The organism is Izhakiella capsodis (assembly GCF_900115045.1).
In the GTDB taxonomy this organism is placed as follows: Bacteria; Pseudomonadota; Gammaproteobacteria; order Enterobacterales; family Enterobacteriaceae; genus Izhakiella; species Izhakiella capsodis.
In genome coordinates, this window is record NZ_FOVC01000010.1 from 100,528 (window position 1) to 121,543 (window position 21,016).

Below are 21,016 nucleotides of genomic sequence, written 5' to 3' on the forward strand. Positions count from 1 at the left end.
TGGCTCTACGGGTTACAGTTCCTTGAGTGTATGCTATCCATAAATTTTGACTAAAAAAAAACGCTTCTTTATCTTGAAAACTGCGTATCAGGCGCCATTTTATTGACATGGTTCAGAAGTGCTGTGCCGACAGGGCAGTCATTCCGAACCGCTTACCTGTCCATTCCGGAGGGTAAATGTTAAATCTTGCTGATTATCAGGAGTTAAATATGCGTAACTTTGACCTCGCCCCGTTATACCGTTCTTCCATTGGTTTTGATCGTCTGATCAACCTGCTTGAATCTAACCAGAATCAAAGTAACGGTGGTTATCCTCCGTACAATGTTGAGCTTGTCTCAGAGAATAAATACCGGATTACTATTGCTGTGTCGGGTTTTGCCCAGCATGAGCTGGATATCACTGCCCATGACAACCTGCTGACCGTGCGCGGTTCCCATCCTGAAGAGCAGCCCGAAAAAACCTATCTCTATCAGGGAATTGCCGAGCGCAATTTTGAGCGCAAATTCCAGCTGGCCGATCACGTTCAGGTACGTGATGCCCGCCTGGAGCTGGGCCTTCTGTACATCGATCTGGAGCGCATTGTGCCCGAAGCGATGAAGCCGCGTCGTATTGAAATCCTGAAATAATCGTCAAAACACCGGGCGGGGGGGAATCCCGCCCTTTCTCTTCTCAGCGTCCGTGCTTACGTTGCGTCAACGTGAGGGTTTTTATTTCTCAGATAGCGACTGTATGCCTGACTGAGCTGTATCATAGAAACTGCAACCCATGATTGTTAACGCGCCGTAGCGAATCATTGCAGCTTCACGGAATATGACTTGTTGAATAGCAACGTATCAATCAGTATGTTAACCCCTTCATTTTAATTCGCAGGGCTCCCAGGTTGTCATATCAGCAATCGCTTTATAGCAAATCATTCTCTGATTGTGCTGCTAATCGGCCGGCAGCTTACGACTTCAGCACCTGTGGATTCACACAGTTTTTTTCCACCTTACCACTCAGCGCCGCAATCAAATTATCAACGGCGTCACGCGCCATGCCGTAGCGAGTCTCGTGGGTAGCGGAACCTACGTGGGGCAGTGCGACAACGTTCGGCAGCGAAAGCAGTGCGGAATTCATCGGCAACGGTTCCTCTTCAAACACGTCCAGCCCGGCAGCATAAATAGCACCCTGTTTCAGCGCCTCAATCAGCGCCGACTCATCCACCACCGGACCGCGCCCGGCGTTAATCAGAATGGCACTTTTTTTCATCATAGCCAGCTGGTCGCGTCCAATCAGATGATAGGTTTGCTCAGTAAGCGGCAGGCTGATGCAGACGAAGTCAGATTCGCGTAGCAGCGTTTCAAGGTCGGTATAACGGGCTTTATAGCGGCTATCGACTTCAGAATGTGGCTTACGTGCGTGATAAAGAATATCCATACTAAAACCAAAATGGGCTCGCTGTGCCAGCGCCATACCGATGCGGCCCATACCAAGAATGCCCATTTTCTTGTGATGCACATCGATGGCGAACAGTTCAGGACTGATACTGCCGTCCCAGCCGTTTGCTCTCACAAATTCGGCCAGCTCAACTACCCGGCGAGCGGATGCCAGCACCAGCGCCATCATGATATCGGCAACGGTTTCAGTTAGCACCGTGGGCGTATGCATGAGTACAATCTCGCGTTGAGTTAGCGCTTCAACGTCGACATTGTCATAGCCTGCTGAAATGGTAGAGACTGCACGTAGTCTCGGTGCGGCCGCCAGTAATGTTGCGTCCACCTGACCACCGCTTTTCAGCAGTCCTTCAGCCTGCTGAAAAGCGTGGGCATATTTATCGAGGTTTTCCGGCGTCAGGCCGTCAATGTCGGTAACGTTGAAATGCGCATCCAGCCGCTGGCGTAAGTCATCAGGTAACGTTTTAGACAGAATGATGGCAGGCTTCATGATTTCTCCCGGTAAATTAGGTTGCAACGTGCAGGCGGCTCATTATCAGGCGTGCCAGGCATCGCCTGCCTATACCTTACGCTTGCTGCCGCTGATGGCGATAATCGTTAGCACCACGACAATCAGAAGCGCTGATAAAACGATAAGGAGATAGCGCCAGTGATCTGAGAGAGAAAGTAACTTACTCTACAGGGTGGCACAGCATTGAGTTTGACATAATAACAGACATGGAAATCATGTCGGAGGGCGATTATTTTAGGTTATGCGGATGACAGAAGCAGCCGGTAACGTGGTCGTTAATCAGCCCACAGGCCTGCATAAACGAGTAGCAGATCGTTGAGCCAACAAATTTGAATCCGTGTTTTTTAAGCGATTGGGATAGCGCTTCTGAAACGTCGCTGGTTGTGGGAGCCTCGCGGTAGTCCGCATAGTGATGAAGCTGTGGCTGGTTATCGACAAATGACCAGACAAATTCTGCGAATGCTTCCCCTCTACTTTCCATTGCCAGTAACGCTCTGGCATTGGAGATGATTGCCGTAATTTTGCCACGATGGCGGATGATGCCGGCATTTTGCATCAGGCGTTCAACATCTTCCTCATCCATTAATGCCACCGCATGTGGATCAAAGTGATAGAAAGCATCACGATAATTCTGGCGTTTTTTTAGTACGGTAATCCATGAGAGACCGGCTTGTTGTCCCTCAAGACAAATCATTTCAAATAGCGCCTGCCGGTCGGTTTGCGGGATACCCCATTCGTTATCGTGATACTGCAGATAAATGGGGTCGTTTGTCACCCAGCCACAGCGTTGCATAAATCACTCTCCTTATCGTTACCGGTATGTTTTATGCTTCAATTGCCGTTAAAGATAGCCCGCTATTTGGTTTGGATCGAAATTATTTAATGCTAGACAAAATGTAATGCCAGATGAGGCTCATTTTCGGGCGCGCATTTTGGCTGGTTGAAATCAGTTATAAACTCCCTTTCAATGCTGATAGCCGTCAGCCTGCTATGTTGACCCTCCGGGAAAGTGGCCGCTGATCGGATGCGACTCCCAGTGCACATTTACCTGCCTGTGGTCTTGCTACATTTATGAAGTAGGTGATGCAGTGCAGGTAAATATATTAGCGTTTAGCAAATGATGCAGCCCATTTGAAAAATATCGCTGTCGGCGATTTGTGATGATAAGCATCAAGCATAGCGATGAGTGCGCTTACTGAAAAAATTAATATTATATATTACCCAGCAGCTATATCGCTGAAGCGAAGGGTTTTGGTTTATGCAGGTTGCTACCCGGTAAAAATGATGTTTACTGCGAAGATGGTGTTTGGTTATCAACTTCTTCTTGTAATTGTAGATGCTTTTCTCTGAGCAACCAAGAGTAATAGCTATCTGTTCGTTTGTTAGCCCTTGTCCTGTCTGAACGAAAGTTATTTTTTCTCTTAATGAAAGTTTATGAAATTTTTTTCTATGTAAATTCTCTTTATTATGAAAATTGCATACATCTTTATGGAAAAACACATCGATTTTCTTAGTTGCGTCGAGCAGTAAGTTTTCAACGATATTTAATTCATTATCCGATTTGTTATTTCTGATGAATATGTTACGTTCGAAGGAGTTCTCGTTGTTAGAGAGTGTTTCTCCTTGCGTACGCGTGGCAATAATAGCGACGTCATCATAAATATAAATTTTCGTGTCATTACAATGTCTTATTTCGTAATTGCAGGGTCCTATGCCTTTAACGAAATCATCTTCATGAAATACCTGGGATATAATCTCACAGAGCCCTATTTTAAGAAAGTTATTATCCGTTTTTAGTATTATTTCTAACATAATGACCAGTGGCATGTAGCGGGAGGAACATGATAATAATCGGTATAGAATCTGATAAAATCATCTCTCCCGTTGAAAATGAGTTTTATATGAGATAAGTCAGCACCGGCGTTATATCCAATCGCCAACTATTTCTTTATAGTGTTAATGATTTCCTCATTTATATGATTGGTGAGAAACTGTTAATTACACGAACATAGTGTTGCCGCTGATAGTCTGTGAATTCATTTTTTGTATTTAAGTTGAAAATTATTATCTCTCTTCCGTTTTCATTGTAAGTGCTATTTTTTGGCAGGCTTATAATTGACTGAACCTGCCTGATAATATCTCCATCGTTTAAGTATCGGTTAGCGATCTGGATAACGGGCAGCTTTAATGGTCCAATTGCATCTTTAAGCAATTTTCCCTCAGGTTGAAATCCAGGAAGCTTATTCCTCAAATTTTCCATTTCAATCTCACACCAGTCTTCAACTGTTTGATCCTCTGCCAGCTCTGTCCGGTTAATAATAATCTGATACTCTTGATCATTTGGATCGCGAAACATCAGAATGTTTATGGTTCTGTCAAGAATCGGAGCGGTTGTTAAAAAGTTACCTTCATAAATATTGTAAGAATCCATGGTATTTTTCATGATAATTAACTCCTGTTTGTCATAATTTCTGGTGGTACTATAAGTATCTCAATGCGCCGATTATGCTGTCGTCCTGCCGGAGTACTATTGTTTGAAACTGGCTCAGAATCCCCGGCAGCACTGATTTTCAATCTTTGCGGAGCAATGTTTTTTTCTAGCAACCAATTGCGCACTGAAATAGCACGTTTTTTTGATAGTAAGAGGTTGTAATCCGAACGTCCGGTGTCATCTGAGTGTCCGACAATCAGCAAATTATTATTGGGATACTTCCTGGCAAGCATAAGTATGTTTTTTAACTGTTTGGCTGCAGCTGGAAGTAACGCGGCGCTGCCGGAATTAAATATCTCTTGTGCTCCTGCTGTGCTTAGTACTGGTATCGATTTCAATTTCGTCATGAGACTCAGTAGCTGATTGGAATAACTAGATTCAGGAATAAAACTCCACTGAAGAGATAAAATGGATGATACCTGCTGTGACCTTCTCTGATATTCATTATCCAGATAGTTAATACGCTTTTCTAATCTATGTATTGATAAATTATTTATTGCTGCGCAGCGTTGTAACAGTTGTTCAAAAGCCATGTTCTGTTGATATTCATATCTGGCATGACTGAACATTTTGACAGCAAGAAGAGTGGTAACTAATAAAATGCTCCAATATAGTTTAGGCAAGATAATTTGCGTTTTTTTTCTTACAATAACGGGCATTTTTTTTATGGGTATCGTGACAGGAGGCAGTGGTGGGAGAGTAATACCCGTTCCCAGGGAAGGCAAAATGGCATATTGGCTTTCCAGCCAGTTTGACCATGCTCCATGACGCGTGAAGCCATTACCATAGTCACATAGCAATATCTTATTAAGTTCTAAGGAAGAGCGTGAAAAGACATCTGATATCGCCTGGCTAATGCCGCTGACTTTAATCCAACCTAGCAGTGTCAATGTGACCACTTTTCTTTGGCTATGATTACAATCATTTGCCGCCCTGTTTTGGATGTGTAATTCAAGATCGTTAAGCGCCTGAGCAAAATTAGTCGATGTTCTGGGTTGAATAGCCAGATCATCACTCCACGTCGCATTATCCGGGGAGTGGCTGCGGCGTTCACTGCTAAGCCTTGTATAAATAGCAAATGTGCAGGGAATACAGTGCGAAGTCAGCGTGCTTCTGAACCTCTCCTGCCAGGCGCGTATTTTTTTTATTGTCAGTTCAACAGTTTCACTATCATCAGGTAAAAAGGGAAAAAACGCATGGACAGGGGCGTTACTGGCATACTGATTCAAGTAGTTTAAGCGCTTCTCCAGCTCCTGCGGGGTTCCAATCTGTAACCAGGTTGCTGATCCGGCATAGCGGGCGTTATCTGTAGCGTCAGATTTGCTAAACCAGGTCGCAGCACAGGGTCCGATTAATAAGATAACGGGATTTTCTGGCTTAACAGAAGATTCACTACATTGCTCGCTGATTTGTCGTTTACCGATTTGCAACTGATACTGACATTGAATCGCGATGGTCGCAACCATTGCAGTCAGCATCAGCGGTGTCATTACTTCCGGCATAAAATGCGGAAAAAGCAGACACAAAAAAAAGGTCAGAAGGGTAATAAAGGTTATCGCAATCAGTGCAATCAAAAAAATTTTTTTCTTCATCAAATACTCTCTCGCAGAAAGTACCAACAGCTAAGCCACAGTATTATTAATAACAGAATGGACGCTGAAATTTGGGCGAGAAAGGGAAGCCAGAAACGACATTTTTCAGTTGTTTCCTCATAGCTGATTTCTTGCTTACTGATGGTAGTTTCACATTCGCTGCCCTGAACATAGTTCGGATCTGCGTATCCGTTCAGTGCATCCGCTGTTGACATGTACATCTGCTGTATTTTTCTATCGTTAAACTGAATCGGTGCAAGGGTTATTAGCTGTACGGCATAATGTGCTATCTCAAATGTTTCGATATTAAAAACAGCAGCAGCATGGCTTCTATCAAACAAAATTTCGTTGTTGTAGCCGTAAAATATATGCTCAAGCTCATAACCGTCCCATTTTATGCCTTGAGGCATTAAGTTTTTTTTTGTCTGAATGTCGATAACGAGACAGATTAAACGCTGCAGTGCATCTACGGACTGCTCATTATGTCCATGCATTCTTAAAGCATCGCTCAGCTTCTCTATGCGTTTATTTATCTGATACTGAAACTCAAGTAATGAAGGAATCACACCATCGATGGTGATTAACGTCAATGTAGCCGTGATTTCGTCAAAGTATTCCTTATTCACCAGGATTTCTCCAGTACAGATCCCCAGCCTGTTTTATTCCGGTATGGGCATAACCGAATAAATGTTACTGGGTTTGATTGAGAGGTAGTGAATCGGAGATCCAGCGTGATAATGTTGCTATCCGACTGCTCAGGGCCCCTTTGCAGAGCGTTTGGTAGCATGTTGTTGATAGCAAGCGGCGTATTATCGACGGCGTATATACTTATCTGCCACCAGACAACATCCGGATCATTAATATTTATCTCATCATGATCCAGACGCAGTTTTTTTTCATGAAAAAAACGCAATGACGCCAGCCATTGATCATCATTATCGGGAAGGTTCTCAAACCAGCTAACTGAATCCGGTGGCAGAATTGTCGGATGAATAGTCAGTTGGTTAAAATTGACACCAATACGATATTGATATTCCTGTAGCGTTCGTTGGGTGGCGTTATTATTAGCTTGGTTCTTATCTATCGTTAGCTGATTCAGCACATGGCGTTTGGCCGCTTTATCTCTTTCCCACCAGGCATTACTGACTATCCCGGCGCTTTTGGCGTCATTGGTGTGATCCTGCCAAATTTTGGGTGCATCACTACGGGTATAAAAGTGCCATAAAAGAACGCGATGAGGAGACCAGATATCATAGCCCTGAAGCCAGGCCCGGGCAGACATTGAAATTTCTTCTCCCATGAAAAAGATGTTTGGGTCATTGGGCACACGGCTGGCAAAATGGCCATCAGCAAAAATAAAGCCTGCCGCGAGATAGCCACAACGCTGCGGACTGCTGGCGCTGAAAGGTTTTGATGACAGGCTAAGGATACCCTCATCAGTGAAGCCATTGAATATCAAACGGCTGACGAAATCTTTACGAACCTCGTTGACTCCCGGGATATATCCCGGCGGGTAGCTAGAGAGAACAGGCCATTGGCTGAATTGACGAAGCGATCCCAACATACTGATCATTTCACTATCCCAGTGCAGGATAAAACGACAGTGGGAGTCAATTTGCATAAAGTAATCCTGCTGATCATAACAGGTGTCCAGCAGATGGCGTGCCCAGCAGGCCCCCTCACTTTTCAGATAGTGAACATTGATGATTTTTACTGACGCGCCCAGCCAGCGGAAAAGATAGCATGGGAACTGCTTATGAGTCGTGCTATCGATAAGTATCATCCCTGCGTCAATAAAGGGTTGTATATCCAGCTCTGCTTGCAGGCATACAGCAATATTCAGACGATTTGCGTACTGAGCGTGCTGGATTAAATCTTGTAGAGTAGGGAGTAACTCTGGATCGCGATAGCTGGCGATACTGATGAATAGCGTTTCTTCTGCGGCCATAATATTTCCATGTCAAAAAAGAGAATCAATCCTTAATTCAACTGCAAAATTATTTCTGCGCTTGTGGAAAATTGACCCATGGCTGGCATCTCTGGTGCCGGGCCTTTTAACAGTGTGGCCGTCCATTTAAATTGAGCCGGTATACTATTACTGTGTCCCTCTATTACTTCGGAACTCGTGCCGTCAACATGCATCAGAGATCCGTTGCTATCATCAATACGAATTTTGAGTCTGTCCATATTTCCCGCGCTATCTGCAACCTGAATATATTTATTATCACTGGTTGGTGTGGGGGTCGTTAATTTCGCTGTTGCAGAATAGCTACCGTAATCAGTTTTACATGACATTACGAAATTAAGGGGTCTGCTGACACCTTTTATGAGGCCAGCTGAAGATACCGCATTAAAGTCGACGTTTTCTCCCCCATCAATCTGACAAACCGGCGTGCTGATAATACGGCGAAAAGGAGGCGAGATATTTTTGCCATTGACATCGTCATGGTCGCAAATAAAGCTTACCCGCTCGCGGCGAGAAAAGTCTCTTACGGCGATGGATTTAGAGAGATCGGCTGATGCATCGGCGTCAATCCGGGGGGTAAAGGCCGGATGTTGTAGTCTGTTAAGGGCTCCTGATGGCGGCTTGGTATCCAGTACGCATTTTGCCATTACCGACTCCATACTCAGCATCGTGATCATCAAGAATATTGCATGCCTTTTTTTCAACATAATCACTCCTGTGATGCCGTCATTTTAGCGATAACTTCAGGCGGTAATAGCTGAAGTAGCTCAGTAAAGCTTTTACCAATGGTTTGTTCTGTGAATGCCAGTAAGGTAATGACCGGGCTGCTGGGTTCTGCCTGCGTAAACCAGGTGCGAACTTCACGTAAACGCTGTAGCGCCTCATTGCGGCTGGTTATTTTTTCTGTAAACCGTCCGGTTTTTTGTGGCGGCATTGGTAAAGTATCTGCCGGAATGGCCACGGGAATTTCCGGATTGCTGTCTACGGTTTTTGTTCGCGGTTCGGGTTCATCTGTCGCCTCCGCTGGCGGTGGATCTGAGGCAATATTTGAGGGCGACAAAAAGTAGCCAGACAAGGTAAGCAGGCGAGTGAGCTCGGGTGCGTCTTCTCCGGGCATCTGTTGTTGCAACATCTCTTTAAGCAAATGAGTGAGTTCAAATGTTTGCTTAAACAGTTGGATCAGCGGCTGGTCCTGGGTTTGCCACTCGTGTAATAAAAGTTGGCGTGTTTCTTCAGAGAGTGCGTCTTCGTCGCGTGGAGAGCTACTTGCACGCTCAATATCACGGATAGTGACATGTAATCCTGAAACGGTCGGTAGAGTTTGTTGCCGGATGTCGGCCAAAAATCCTTCGTTTGACTCCAGTTCGGCAAAAGCATTAGCGCGCATTATTGGCGTAAATTCTCCTTCATCCAGTAGCTGGGGATGAAGGTGTTCCGGCCAGGTGTTTAGCATCCATATCAGGGCTTTCAGACCTTCTGGCAAAGCGGAAAGCCCGATCTGACGTAAGCGGCAGCGCATCAAAATAATCACTAACCGTACGTCTATTGAACGCTGCAACAGTTTGAGAGCATTGCGTTCTGTCTCTGCCCAATTGACGGGTTCAACCGCTTCTACAAAATTGCCATATTCGGCGCCCAGTCGTGGTTGGATCTCTCTTTGCAGCAGAATGAAGTCTGGATCATACTCCAGGCTTTCACCGCAAGGCGGTGCCGTTGGTACGGTGTCTGTAACTGAACGATACCATCCCGGGCACTCGCTTATATTCAGCGCTGACATCTGTTATTTCCTTATTTTTCCTGCTGGATATGACTAAGCGTTAATGAACTTTATGCTGAGGACCGGCAATACATTTCCGGATCGAAACTCATGCCGGCCAGTGGCGTTGCATGGTCATAGCGTTCCAGCCAGCTGGTATATCCCAATTGATGTATTTCCCCTAAGGTGGCACAGGGAACTTCATTTGCCTTCAGCAACAGCTTGACCTCCCAGGCATATTCAAATCCCACAAAGTTGCGCACCCACTCGCGCAGCACGGGTAAATCCTGGCCCCAGGGACTGAAGCGCAGATACTGCTGTAAACTGAGCGGTCCAAAGATAAGCTGAAACTTATGCTGACGATCCTGTACCGTATCGCCGAGGATCGCGCCGTTACCCAGCATCAGACAGGCATCGCTGTTGCCGAGTTGGCTTTGGTCATTGGGTTGCAAAAAAATCCACTGAACCGCGAACTCACTGATTTGCACGGGGACTTCAAAATAATAATGAAGTGCGCCAACCAGCCCTTCAGGGTTGCGGGCTTCACGTATCAGATGTGCAGAAGAAGCAAGGCGTGGATGTAACGGTAAATCGCTGGGCGGTAACTCTCTGGACTCCAGACCGACAAGGCTACCGACATAAAATGAAAATTTGTCTTCGGCCTGCCTGTCCAGTGATGCGGTGTCCTGTGAGAGAGACCAGGCGCGATAAAATTGTGACAGCGCGCGGTGATGGAAAATATCGACAAATTCATTCAGCGTATTGTCGTGGTTTTCACTGCGAGTATAGGCCAGTTCAGAAATGTGTAATGGCATTGCTCCCTGAGGGCCCCAGACACCTAATCCAAACAGATGCAAATTAATCTTGTCATTTTGCTGTGCGATATGCGCAATCTCACGGGGAGCGAACACCATATGGGCGGTCTGTCCAAGACGAAAACGCTCCTGCGATGGCAGCGCGGCAATGCCCGGCGTGGGTAATTCGGGCGTGCGGGCTGCAATCGCGCGCATGATGCTGATGAAACCGCTATTCCACGGCGAGTCTGGCTGATACCAGCTGCTAAGCCCCATCGGGAGTGCGGTCATGTCCTGTTCGGTATTGGCCATTTTATAACACACCCCGTCGGCCAGGACGTGCTGGCCAGTGGGCAATTTTGCCACGTTGCATTGAGATGAGTTCTGTTTCGGTGAAAACGTTAATAGCGGCATGACGGGCGATATAGTTCTCCATAATCATGCCAAATAGATAGGGGCTGACGCCGGAAAAGCCCTCCTCGTCCACGGTCAGAGTGCAACGGATACCCCGTCCGTAAATGAGTAAACCACTGCCGGGCAGGCGGCGGATCACCGGTTCGCTATGGCAGCCAACCAGCGCGTTGATTTGGGCGTCAGATTCGTAATCGACTTTGCTGATAAACAGTCTCAGCATGTTGCGTAATGACTCACCACCCTGACTGTGCGTCATATCGGATAACGGAAGATAATTGAAACTCAGCTGCCTTATGAGCCGCCATGCTGATTCTCCGGCAGCAAAGGGGGGTTGTGGCGTGCTCGGTTGAAAAACAAACCGCGCGCTTTCAACCGGTGCAGAATCCAGTATGGTCAGTGAGAGGTTACCGCTGGCTGCAACTAACATCGGCAGATCCCGGTTTGTGACCTGTGCGTTAATTGATAAATAACGGATATCACCGCTGTAAGGGGCCTCTTGCTGATCAACTAACGATATAAATACTTCTGTTCCTGCATATGAGGCGCGGGTGTCATATTTTCTGGTGTCGTTGTTACTGCGCCTTGCTTTACGGGTGATGGAAAAATAGCGGCCGAAGTTGCCGTTGTCACAATGACGCGTTTGATACAAAGGATTAAATATCACCTGATTGCTGGTTTCGGCTTGCTGACCAAACACTCTGTCAACAGAGAAAACCTCGAAATCGAGAGGGCGACTATGATCCGGTACGATATGGAACTCATTCAAGGCCCGGTTAATTTCGAGCTTGTCCAGCTGCCGTGGAAAAAGATTAATCACCGGGGTACAGTAAAGTAGAAAGTGTGAGGCCGAGATATGACCAATCAAATTCTGCGTCAGCCTGTCAAGCAGAATAAGAATTTCCATTTCAGAAGAGTCATTGTGTTTAAGACTATCTTCAAGCTGTGTGATGGTAAAAAAATAGAACTGCTGTCGACAGGAAAAATATTCCTGGATCAGGTTGTGTCCATGGAAAATATTCCATGTAACGGGGAGCACACCCTGGTCTGGAGCCAGACCTTCGAATGACAGAGCATCTTTACTAATAATATTATCTTTTACCTGATCACCTTGTCCTGCTCTTATTATTGTTGCTACATGCCCGGCATGAATAAGCTCAAAAATATGTGAAACTATTCTTTCATCGCCGCTGATATAAATTGGCAATCTGTTTAGTCCTTCAAGTTGAGAGAACTTCATATCACCATTTAACCTTAATTTAATCCGCAGTGCGCCTTTTAATTTGTTCGAATGAATATTATATTTTTCCATCTTAGGCATATCTGGCGGCAGCGAGCTTAAACGTGCCTCAACTATCTTCATCGGCCATAACTGCACATCCTGACCACTTCGAAATTCGCAGCGTGTTACTTCATCTTTTATTATTGGCATAAAAAAAGGGCTATTTCTTGGTACAAGATAGCCTTGTGTAAGATCACCCTCTTTAAGATTAGGCGTTAGCTGAACAACGCCCATTGACGGCGTGGGTGCAGTATAGTTCGGATAGACTATATCTAATAGTCGTTGAGTAAAAAGGGGAAACTCTGCATCCAGTTTGATTTGCGTTCTGGCTGACAGAAAACAAAATGACTCAATGAGTCGCTCGACAAAGGGATCTGCGGTTTCAAGGCCCCGCATGCCAAGACGCCCAGCTATTTTGGGATGTTTTTCAGCGAACTCACGTGCCATTTCACGCATAAACGTGAGCTCTTTATTATAGTAATCCAGAAAAATATTATTCATTTTTCAACCGATGATGAAGTTAGGTTCCCTTAGCGAGTGACAGCTTTCGATGGCGTAACCATCCTTTTACCTTTCTGCTACTGAGTGCAAAAATCCACCCTTGTTTTTTGATCTGTTGATAGCTGGAATACATATATTTAATCAAAAGTTATGGTAATGATTTTAAATAGTTAGGTATATAGTTTACTTAATTTATTTAGCGATTTTTTCCTTTTTAAATCTTAATTATTTCGCTTTTTTTCCTTAATTCTGAAAATTAAGTCGCTAAGTTAAAGTAGCGATGAATACAGGGTATAGTCATTAATGCTGCTGTTTTTAGTGATCATGATGTTCACGCTCATTATATAAGGGACTATTGTGGCCGTTTTAAGGAAGAATCTATTTGGTAAGTTGGATTATACCCTCTTCAATACTATTGAAAGTGCGACTTCATTGTGCAAGTTACGAGGTAATCCCTATGTTGAACTTGTTCACTGGGTTAATCAGATATGGAACCATGAGAATAACGATATTAAATGCATCGTTCGCTACTTCAATATTAATGTTGAGGAGCTGGAGCGCGGGCTTGCTCAAGTATTAGCGGGACTGCCAGGTGGCGCTACATCAGTTTCTGATTTCTCTTACCATATAGAACTGGCGATTGAGCGCGCTTGGGTATGTGCCAGTCTCGAATATTTTGAAAATCGTATTCGAAGTGGACATTTGTTACTGGCAGTGCTTACCAACATGGAACTGCGTCGGGCATTACTGTCAATATTACCGGGCCTTAATAATATTGATCTCGAGGTATTGAGTAGCGATTTAAATTATATCACGCGTGACTCACCAGAGAACGAGGAGACAACGAGAGACGGCAGCGTCTTTTATGATGGATCTATACCGGGAGAAGCCAGCAGCGCGATGACTGAAAAGTCCGATGCCAGGCTGGCGCAATTTACCACTGACCTTACCGCTCTGGCGAAAGAGGGTAAGATCGATCCGGTATTGGGGCGCAGTCATGAAATATCAACGATGACCGATATCCTCCTGCGCCGAAGGCAGAACAATCCACTGCTGACGGGAGAAGCTGGAGTCGGTAAAACCGCTGTTGTGGAAGGCTTTGCTCAGGCCATTGTGGCCGGAGAGGTCCCTCCCACTCTTCGGAATGTCCGTTTATTGTCGCTGGATATTGTTGCCCTTTCTGCGGGTGCCAGTATGAAAGGTGAATTTGAAGCCCGTCTGAAATCTGTACTGGACGAAGCTATCGCTTCCGTCGACCCCATCATTTTATTCATCGATGAAGTACATACACTGGTTGGTGCTGGCGGTAATGCGGGAACCGGGGATGCCGCTAATTTACTTAAACCAGCAATGGCTCGTGGTCAAATTCGGATAGTTGGCGCCACAACCTGGGGGGAGTTTAAGCGTCATATTGAAAAGGACCCCGCATTAACGCGCCGCTTTCAGGTACTACAGATTGAGGAGCCAGGAGAAGAGAGCGCTACGGCTATGCTTCGTGGTCTGATCCCGGCACTGGAAAAACACCATCATGTCTGGATTATGGATGAAGCGGTGATAGCTGCAGTGCGCCTCTCACATCGTTATATTCCGGCCAGGCAGCTGCCCGATAAAGCCATTAGCTTACTGGACACCGCGTGTGCGCGTGTCGCGATGGCGCAATTTACGCCACCAGCAGAATTGCAACACCTTAACTGGCAATGTGAAATAGCAGAAAAAGAGCTGAAATTGCTTGAGAAAGCGAGCTACTTAGGTAAAGAGCAAGGCCAGAGAATTGATGAGCTAAAGATATCGATTGCGCAAACCCGGGGATCACAAGCGGCTTTAGCGCAGCGCTGGCAGGCAGAGCGTGAATGTGTTGAGGGCGTAGTAGCACAACGTCAGCAGATCCTTGATGCAATAGAAAACGATGATGAAGTATTGCCGACATTACGCCAAATACTGGCCGAACAGGAGGAGATACTCAATTCACTTCGGCAGGAACAATCGCTGGTTCAGGCGGAGGTGAATGCTGAAACCGTTGCGCGCATTGTTGGGGACTGGACTGGAATACCGGTTGGCCAGATGATGAAAGATGAGATGCGAGCCGTTATGGAGCTTCCCCAGCGCCTGAATAACCATGTCTTTGGTCAACAGTATGCACTGGAACAATTAAGTGAAAGTATTATGACCGCTCGGGCTGGTTTGGCTGATCCGCGTAAGCCAATCGGCGTGTTTATGCTGGTAGGTCCATCAGGCGTTGGTAAAACGGAAACGGCATTGGCTATTGCTGAAAATATGTACGGCGGCGAGCAAAACCTGATCACGATAAATATGAGTGAGTATCAGGAATCTCATACTATTTCTGCATTGAAAGGATCACCACCTGGCTACGTTGGTTATGGTGAGGGAGGTGTACTGACTGAAGCTGTGCGCCGTCGTCCCTATAGCGTGGTGCTATTGGATGAAGTTGAAAAAGCCCATCCGGACGTACATGAACTTTTTTATCAGGTCTTTGATAAAGGTCAGATGGAAGATGGTGAGGGTCGGTTAATTGATTTTAAAAATAGCGTGTTGTTATTAACAAGCAATACTGGCAGTGATCTCATTGAGCAGTTGTATTCTGACCCCGATACGGCGCCGACGCCCGCCGCCTTGCTATCGGTACTTCAGCCGATATTATTAAAAACATTCCCAGCTGCTTTTTTGGGGAGAGTGAATGTCATTCCTTATCTACCATTACAAACAGGAACGCTGAATAGTATTGTGAAGCTGCATCTGGAAAGAATAAGTAAACGCCTATTTTTGCAGCATCAACTTCACCTTACATATAGCGAGTCAGTTGTTGATTATATTGTTTCACAATGCCGGGTTGCCGAGACAGGGGCAAGGCTACTGATCAGTTACATTGAGAAAAACTTATTGCCGAAGATAGGCAGAGAAATTCTGGCCCGGCACGGGGATATAGTACATGGTAGCGTTAATATTGATGTTGATTTCGATAATAGTGAAATTAATGTAACTATAGTGGATGGAAGATAAAATCATTTTTAATCACTTGTCGATTAACATGTTTTAATTATGATATTTTAAATATAGACAGAGGTTTATGTGCATAAGCGTAAATAGGGATCAGGCTACCGGCCTGAACGATCTCTGATGGGGTCGCATGCTAATGTAAAATATTCGGCTGGATATATTAATATATTTTAAAGGGACAAGCTGGCAGCGCGTTTAGCTGGTAGTGTGGAGTAAGGAGGTATAATGAAGATGAAGACGATTTTACTCGTGCTTGCAATGCTGGCGGGCAGCTTCTCTGCTATTGCTTCAATGACTATCAGCGGAACGCGTATTATTTTTCCGCAGGCTAAAAAAGAAGTGAATATTTGGACGAATAATAACGGTACTAAGCCTGTGTCAGTGCGGGTTTGGATTGATAACGATTCGCAAACCACCAATCTGAATGATGCCAGGATTTCTTTTATTGTTATCCCTTCAGTTTATCGTCTGGAGGTGGGTAAAGGGCAGGATGTCAGGTTATCTTATAATGGCATGGCATTACCTCAAAACAAGGAGTCCGTTCTTTGGCTGAACATGTCAGAAAATCCACTGCCGTCGACTTCGTCACCAGATAAACAACAGTTTGCGCTGGCCTTCCTGACAAAAGTTAAAATCTTCTATCGCCGGGATGCTCTCCCGGAGAGTAATTCAGCTAACGAAAGGAAAAAACTTGAATGGCAGGCGGTGAGTGACCCTGTTAACGGGGTTGGTATAAAATTAAATAATACCAAACCCTATTATTTTATACTTTGATGAATACACTGCTAAAGCTCAGAGTGAAAGAATAGGGTTAGATGTTAAAATGGTGGCGCAATTTTCGTCTGTAGTATTTTATCCGAAAAATAAAATAAACAAGTGGAAAGAAATTATGCATAGAGATTATGGGCTAATAAATGATTATGGTGCGGTGTTAAGAATAAAGCTTTCTCCACAAGGTAATGGTTTTTTTCTGAGCCAGCAAATTATTAATTTACCTAAGCCAAAAGTGTGAAGTTTTGAGAAATACTTATTTTCATAAAAGGCTTCGCTAATTGAAGTCGAAATTAAAGGGCGTCTTGCCGTGATTTTTCCTTTTTTCGTGGGCATGAGCGAAGATGCCAAACGTTGTGCTAATGTTCTGTCGTTCACGTTGTCAGGTTATCCTTTACATCATCGCCATAGCTGAACGACTGCCGGGTTGGCGTTTTTTTTGAGCGATAAAGACAATGAAACCGTTGTGAATTTTTAATCTCAGGCAGTGCGATCGGCTATTTGTCATGTCATCGCCTTATTTACCGGATAGCATGATGCTTTACCTTACTGATAATCAGTATAGCCACTGGAGAAAACGCTGTGCATTCAGACACTATTCGATCACATTTAATCACTGTCTACGTCATTTTCGTGATGGGGTGATAGCAAGTTGTAAGCTCAACGATCAATTGAAAAAAGGATATTCTTATTCGGTAACATATCTATTGGTCATTGTGTATTTATTAATAAGCCGAAATTTAACTCATTGCATGCACGTTCTAATCATAATGGTGGCGGTAATAGTAAGTCTCAGACGTTTTTTAATGATAGCCAGGGTAAACAGCATTAGTGCAATTATGATCCTGATGGAGTGCCGAACCCTTATTCTGAATAAGCGATATTTCAGCCTGTACAGATACGGGATAAATTCGCCAGGCAGATATATCGATGGTCATAGTAGTTTTCAACTATATGTTATTCCTTCAGGAGGTAATGATGTGACGCATTATTATAGTGCCAGCTATTATGAAAAAGTTTCGTGAGTTGTAACTTCTGGCGATGTTTGGGCATTGCCAGATATTGAGCCGATCTGTAATTAATAGTGAAAATAGTGCTTTTCCCCTCTTGATTTCTTATTAAGTAAATTAAGGGATATTCTTATTTCTGAGAAATATAACATGGTGAAATCATATTATGAGTAGTAAAAAAAATTCTCAAAAATTTATTGCGCGTAACCGTGCCCCTCGTGTACAAATTGAATATGACGTAGAAATATACGGTGCAGAAAAAAAGGTAGAGTTACCCTTTGTAATGGGAGTGCTTGCTGACTTATCAGGTAAGCCTTTGGAACCTCTTCCCTCTGTTGTGGACAGAAATTTTCTGGATATTGATATTGATAATTTTGACGAGCGTATGAAAGCAATGCGCCCTCGGGTAGCCTTTGCCGTACCTAATACATTAACCGGTGAAGGTCATCTGATGGTGGATATGACTTTCGAATCTATGCATGACTTTTCTCCGGATGCTATAGCCAAAAAAGTTGATTCATTATCACAATTGTTGGATGCACGAACGCAGTTAGCAAACTTACAGACATATATGGATGGCAAATCAGGTGCAGAAGATTTGGTCATGAATATACTTCAGGATAAAGCTCTATTAAAAGCGCTGGCTGCTGCACCCAAAAATTCTGAAAATCAGGTCGGCGAATCTCAGGAAAAATAAGAGCAGAGGGAATTATGTCAGCATCAAAAAATGTAAAAGTGCAGAATAGTCCAGTAATGGAAGAGTCAGCATCTAATTTCGATGCATTTAACTCATTACTCAGTAAGGAATTCAAAGCAAAATCAGAGCAAACCAAAGCGGCCGTCGAGGGTGCCGTTAAAACATTAGCAGAACAAGCTTTAGCTAACACTGTCACCGTCTCTGATGATGCCTATAAAAGTATTGCCTCAATTATTGAGGAGATAGACCGTAAGCTTTCTGAGCAGATTAACCTGATTCTTCATCATGGAGAATTCCAGTCGTTGGAGAGTGCATGGCGTGGCTTGCATCATCTGGTATTTAATACTGAAACCGATGAAAAGCTGAAGCTGCGTTTTATGGATATCTCAAAAGATGATCTGCGTCGCAGCATGAAGCGCTACAAAGGGGTGGCATGGGATCAAAGCCCTTTATTTAAAAAGATTTATGAAGAAGAGTATGGACAGCTCGGTGGCGAGCCCTATGGTTGCCTCGTTGCTGACTATTTTTTTGACCATTCAGCGCCTGACGTCGATCTGCTGACCTCAGTGGCGAAAGTAGCCGCATCAGCTCATGTTCCGTTTATTGCCGGTGCATCACCAACCGTATTACAAATGGATTCATGGCAGGAACTGTCAAATCCGCGCGATTTAACGAAAATTTTCACACAAAATCTCGAATATGCGGCATGGAGCTCACTGCGTCAGTCAGAAGACTCCCGCTACATTGGTCTGGCGATGCCGCGTTTCCTGGCACGTGTACCATACGGTATTCGTACTAACCCGGTTGATGCTTTTCATTTTGAAGAAACGACCGATGGTGCCGATCATAGTAAATATGTCTGGGCGAATGCCGCCTATGCAATGGCAGTAAATATCAATCGTTCTTTCAAAGAGCATGGCTGGTGTACTCTGATTCGCGGTGTTGAAAGTGGTGGTGTTGTAGAGGGGCTTCCCTGCCATACCTTCCCAACCGATGATGGCGGTGTGGATATGAAATGCCCCACTGAAATTGCTATCTCTGACCGCCGTGAGGCGGAGTTAGCCAAAAATGGATTTATTCCTTTGGTTCATCGGAAAAATACCGATTACGCTGCGTTTATTGGCGCTCAATCCTTGCAGAAGCCTGCGGAATATTACGATCCTGACGCGACAGCGAACGCCAACTTATCCACACGGCTACCATATTTGTTTGCTTGTTCACGTTTTGCGCATTATTTGAAATGTATTGTGCGCGATAAGATTGGTTCTTTTAAAGAACGTGATGAAATGCAACGCTGGCTAAATGACTGGATTATGAACTATGTCGATGGGGATCCTGCTAACTCGACAATGGAGAATAAGGCTCGTCGCCCCCTGGCCGCTGCTGAAGTTATTGTAGAAGATGTGGAAGGTAACCCTGGATATTATCAGGCGAAATTTTTCCTGCGCCCACATTTTCAGCTGGAAGGTTTAACCGTGTCATTGCGAATGGTAGCTAAACTTCCATCGCTGAAAGATGTGGCATAATTTTATATAAATTACTCGCGGTCTATTTTTTAAATAATATTTTTTCTGAAAGGAAAAATATAGTTATTATGTTTTTAAGCATAATAACTACCCTCACCCAAAATCTATTTTGGGAATATTAATCAATGTCATAGAAGAGGATGCTATGTCTCAAGATATGTTTATTAAGATCGATGGAATTGACGGTGAGTCGTTAGATTCCACACATAAAGATGAAATTCAGGTTCTTGCCTGGAGATGGGATGTTTCACAGCATTCTAATATGCACAGTGGTTCTGGTGGTGGGTCTGGTAAAGCTACAGTCTCTGATTTCCGCTTTGAGCATTATACCGATAAGGCCAGTCCGAACCTTCTGAACTATTGTTTGTCCGGTAAGCATATTAAGAATGTGAAGTTTGTTGTACGTAAGGCGGGTGGTAATCCACTTGAATACCTGAGCATTAAATTTACTGATGTCATCATTACACATGTTGAAATGCTTGGTTCTATCGAAGATGAAACCCGTCCGCGTGAAAGCGTACGTTTCTCCTTTACGAAGATGACGCAGGATTATGTTATGCAAAATGCTGAGGGTCATAAATCTGGTACTATTTCTGCCAGCTATGATGTTAAAGCGAACCTGAACTCCTGATGTTGTGAGTTTATCCCTGCGGCCTTCGCCGCAGGGTTTATGCTTATAGTAGCGAAGAGCGGTAAGCTAAATGCGGATAAGAGAAAATAATATAGCTGATGTTTTTAAAAATGGTATTTGGAAGAAAGTGATGGCAATTGTATCTTGTCTTATGCTTCTTTCTTGTTCCTCTTCGCGTAATGATTCTGAAAAAGAAAACGAAATTAAAGAAATAATAATAACATTACAGGCTGAAAATAACATAAATCCAGATAAATATGGTAATGCCAGTCCTGTTAAGGTGATAATTTATCCATTAAAAGAACATGATCCCTTTTTTGCCGGAGATATTTACAACCAGGAAGAAATTAGTAATAAGGATAATGTATCTGGAGCTGAGAAAATGGGTGAATATATCATCTCTCCCGCTGAAGAGATAAAACTCAGACTGCCTTTCAACAAAGAAAATAAGATGTTGGGAATAGTAACGGAGTATCGCGATATTACACACTCCGTATGGAAGGTGGTTTACCCAATACCCCGGAAACCAAAAGAACCCTGGTACCGTATATTTTGGCCAATTGAGGAAATTTGGCAGCCGGAGCTCACCGTCCATCTGGAATATTTGACAACTTCGATAAAAAAGTGAC

The 21,016-nt window shown here is 44.3% G+C and carries 18 protein-coding genes and 1 pseudogene; 8 read left to right on the top strand and 11 right to left on the bottom strand.

Annotation, left to right across the window (positions count from 1 at the left end; genetic code table 11):
- The first annotated feature begins 209 nt into the window (after window positions 1-209).
- Complete coding sequence (gene ibpA, locus BM191_RS13390; protein ID WP_092879054.1) at window positions 210-626, top strand: small heat shock chaperone IbpA; 417 nt, start codon at window positions 210-212, stop codon at window positions 624-626.
- A 319-nt stretch (window positions 627-945) separates the two neighbouring features.
- On the opposite strand, the gene ghrB is transcribed toward ibpA, so the two are convergent.
- The 11 genes from ghrB to tssF form a co-directional block, all read right to left on the bottom strand.
- On the bottom strand, window positions 946-1,923 hold the full coding sequence (ghrB, locus tag BM191_RS13395) for a glyoxylate/hydroxypyruvate reductase GhrB (protein ID WP_092878993.1): 978 nt from the start codon (window positions 1,921-1,923) through the stop codon (window positions 946-948).
- Between the two features lie 250 nt (window positions 1,924-2,173).
- Window positions 2,174-2,737 (bottom strand): DNA-3-methyladenine glycosylase I, encoded by a 564-nt coding sequence (locus BM191_RS13400; RefSeq protein WP_092878995.1) that lies wholly within the window; start codon window positions 2,735-2,737, stop codon window positions 2,174-2,176.
- Between the two features lie 377 nt (window positions 2,738-3,114).
- Window positions 3,115-3,771 (bottom strand): helix-turn-helix domain-containing protein, encoded by a 657-nt coding sequence (locus BM191_RS17585; RefSeq protein ID WP_092878997.1) that lies wholly within the window; start codon window positions 3,769-3,771, stop codon window positions 3,115-3,117.
- A gap of 145 nt (window positions 3,772-3,916) precedes the next feature.
- The gene (locus tag BM191_RS13410; protein WP_092878999.1) at window positions 3,917-4,387 is read right to left on the bottom strand and encodes a DcrB-related protein; all 471 of its coding nucleotides are present in this window, start codon (window positions 4,385-4,387) and stop codon (window positions 3,917-3,919) included.
- A gap of 5 nt (window positions 4,388-4,392) precedes the next feature.
- A complete protein-coding gene (locus tag BM191_RS13415; RefSeq protein WP_092879001.1) occupies window positions 4,393-6,027 on the bottom strand; it encodes an OmpA family protein in 1,635 nt (544 codons plus the stop codon).
- A complete protein-coding gene (locus BM191_RS13420) occupies window positions 6,027-6,653 on the bottom strand; it encodes a hypothetical protein (RefSeq protein WP_092879003.1) in 627 nt (208 codons plus the stop codon). The genes BM191_RS13415 and BM191_RS13420 overlap by 1 nt, the downstream gene beginning before the upstream one ends.
- Complete coding sequence (locus tag BM191_RS13425; protein ID WP_092879005.1) at window positions 6,650-7,975, bottom strand: GlcNAc-transferase family protein; 1,326 nt, start codon at window positions 7,973-7,975, stop codon at window positions 6,650-6,652. The genes BM191_RS13420 and BM191_RS13425 overlap by 4 nt, the downstream gene beginning before the upstream one ends.
- Window positions 7,976-8,007: 32 nt before the next feature.
- Complete coding sequence (locus tag BM191_RS13430; RefSeq protein ID WP_092879007.1) at window positions 8,008-8,700, bottom strand: fimbrial protein; 693 nt, start codon at window positions 8,698-8,700, stop codon at window positions 8,008-8,010.
- A 2-nt stretch (window positions 8,701-8,702) separates the two neighbouring features.
- Window positions 8,703-9,770, bottom strand: coding sequence for a type VI secretion system protein TssA (locus tag BM191_RS13435; protein ID WP_092879010.1), 1,068 nt, complete (start codon window positions 9,768-9,770; stop codon window positions 8,703-8,705).
- A 50-nt stretch (window positions 9,771-9,820) separates the two neighbouring features.
- The gene (gene tssG / locus BM191_RS13440) at window positions 9,821-10,855 is read right to left on the bottom strand and encodes a type VI secretion system baseplate subunit TssG (protein ID WP_092879012.1); all 1,035 of its coding nucleotides are present in this window, start codon (window positions 10,853-10,855) and stop codon (window positions 9,821-9,823) included.
- Between the two features lies 1 nt (window position 10,856).
- Complete coding sequence (tssF, locus tag BM191_RS13445; RefSeq protein ID WP_092879014.1) at window positions 10,857-12,737, bottom strand: type VI secretion system baseplate subunit TssF; 1,881 nt, start codon at window positions 12,735-12,737, stop codon at window positions 10,857-10,859.
- Window positions 12,738-13,094: 357 nt separating this feature from the next.
- Here tssF and tssH point away from each other — a divergent pair.
- The 7 genes and pseudogenes from tssH to tssJ form a co-directional block, all read left to right on the top strand.
- Window positions 13,095-15,633: pseudogene (tssH, locus tag BM191_RS13450) on the top strand (type VI secretion system ATPase TssH); the annotation flags it as partial.
- 350 nt (window positions 15,634-15,983) lie between these two features.
- On the top strand, window positions 15,984-16,526 hold the full coding sequence (locus BM191_RS13455) for a fimbrial biogenesis chaperone (RefSeq protein WP_230479594.1): 543 nt from the start codon (window positions 15,984-15,986) through the stop codon (window positions 16,524-16,526).
- A gap of 49 nt (window positions 16,527-16,575) precedes the next feature.
- Window positions 16,576-16,764, top strand: coding sequence for a hypothetical protein (locus BM191_RS17240; protein WP_230479595.1), 189 nt, complete (start codon window positions 16,576-16,578; stop codon window positions 16,762-16,764).
- A 935-nt stretch (window positions 16,765-17,699) separates the two neighbouring features.
- Window positions 17,700-18,230 carry a type VI secretion system contractile sheath small subunit gene (gene tssB / locus BM191_RS13460; RefSeq protein WP_092879018.1) on the top strand — a complete coding sequence of 177 codons (531 nt, stop codon included), beginning with the start codon at window positions 17,700-17,702 and terminating at the stop codon, window positions 18,228-18,230.
- A gap of 56 nt (window positions 18,231-18,286) precedes the next feature.
- Window positions 18,287-19,756: a type VI secretion system contractile sheath large subunit gene (gene tssC, locus BM191_RS13465; protein WP_092879056.1), complete on the top strand. Its 1,470-nt coding sequence runs from the start codon at window positions 18,287-18,289 to the stop codon at window positions 19,754-19,756.
- 145 nt (window positions 19,757-19,901) lie between these two features.
- On the top strand, window positions 19,902-20,387 hold the full coding sequence (locus BM191_RS13470) for an Hcp family type VI secretion system effector (protein ID WP_092879020.1): 486 nt from the start codon (window positions 19,902-19,904) through the stop codon (window positions 20,385-20,387).
- A 70-nt stretch (window positions 20,388-20,457) separates the two neighbouring features.
- Window positions 20,458-21,015, top strand: a complete 558-nt coding sequence (gene tssJ, locus BM191_RS13475) for a type VI secretion system lipoprotein TssJ (RefSeq protein WP_092879022.1) — start codon at window positions 20,458-20,460, stop codon at window positions 21,013-21,015.
- The last annotated feature ends 1 nt before the right edge of the window (window position 21,016 follow it).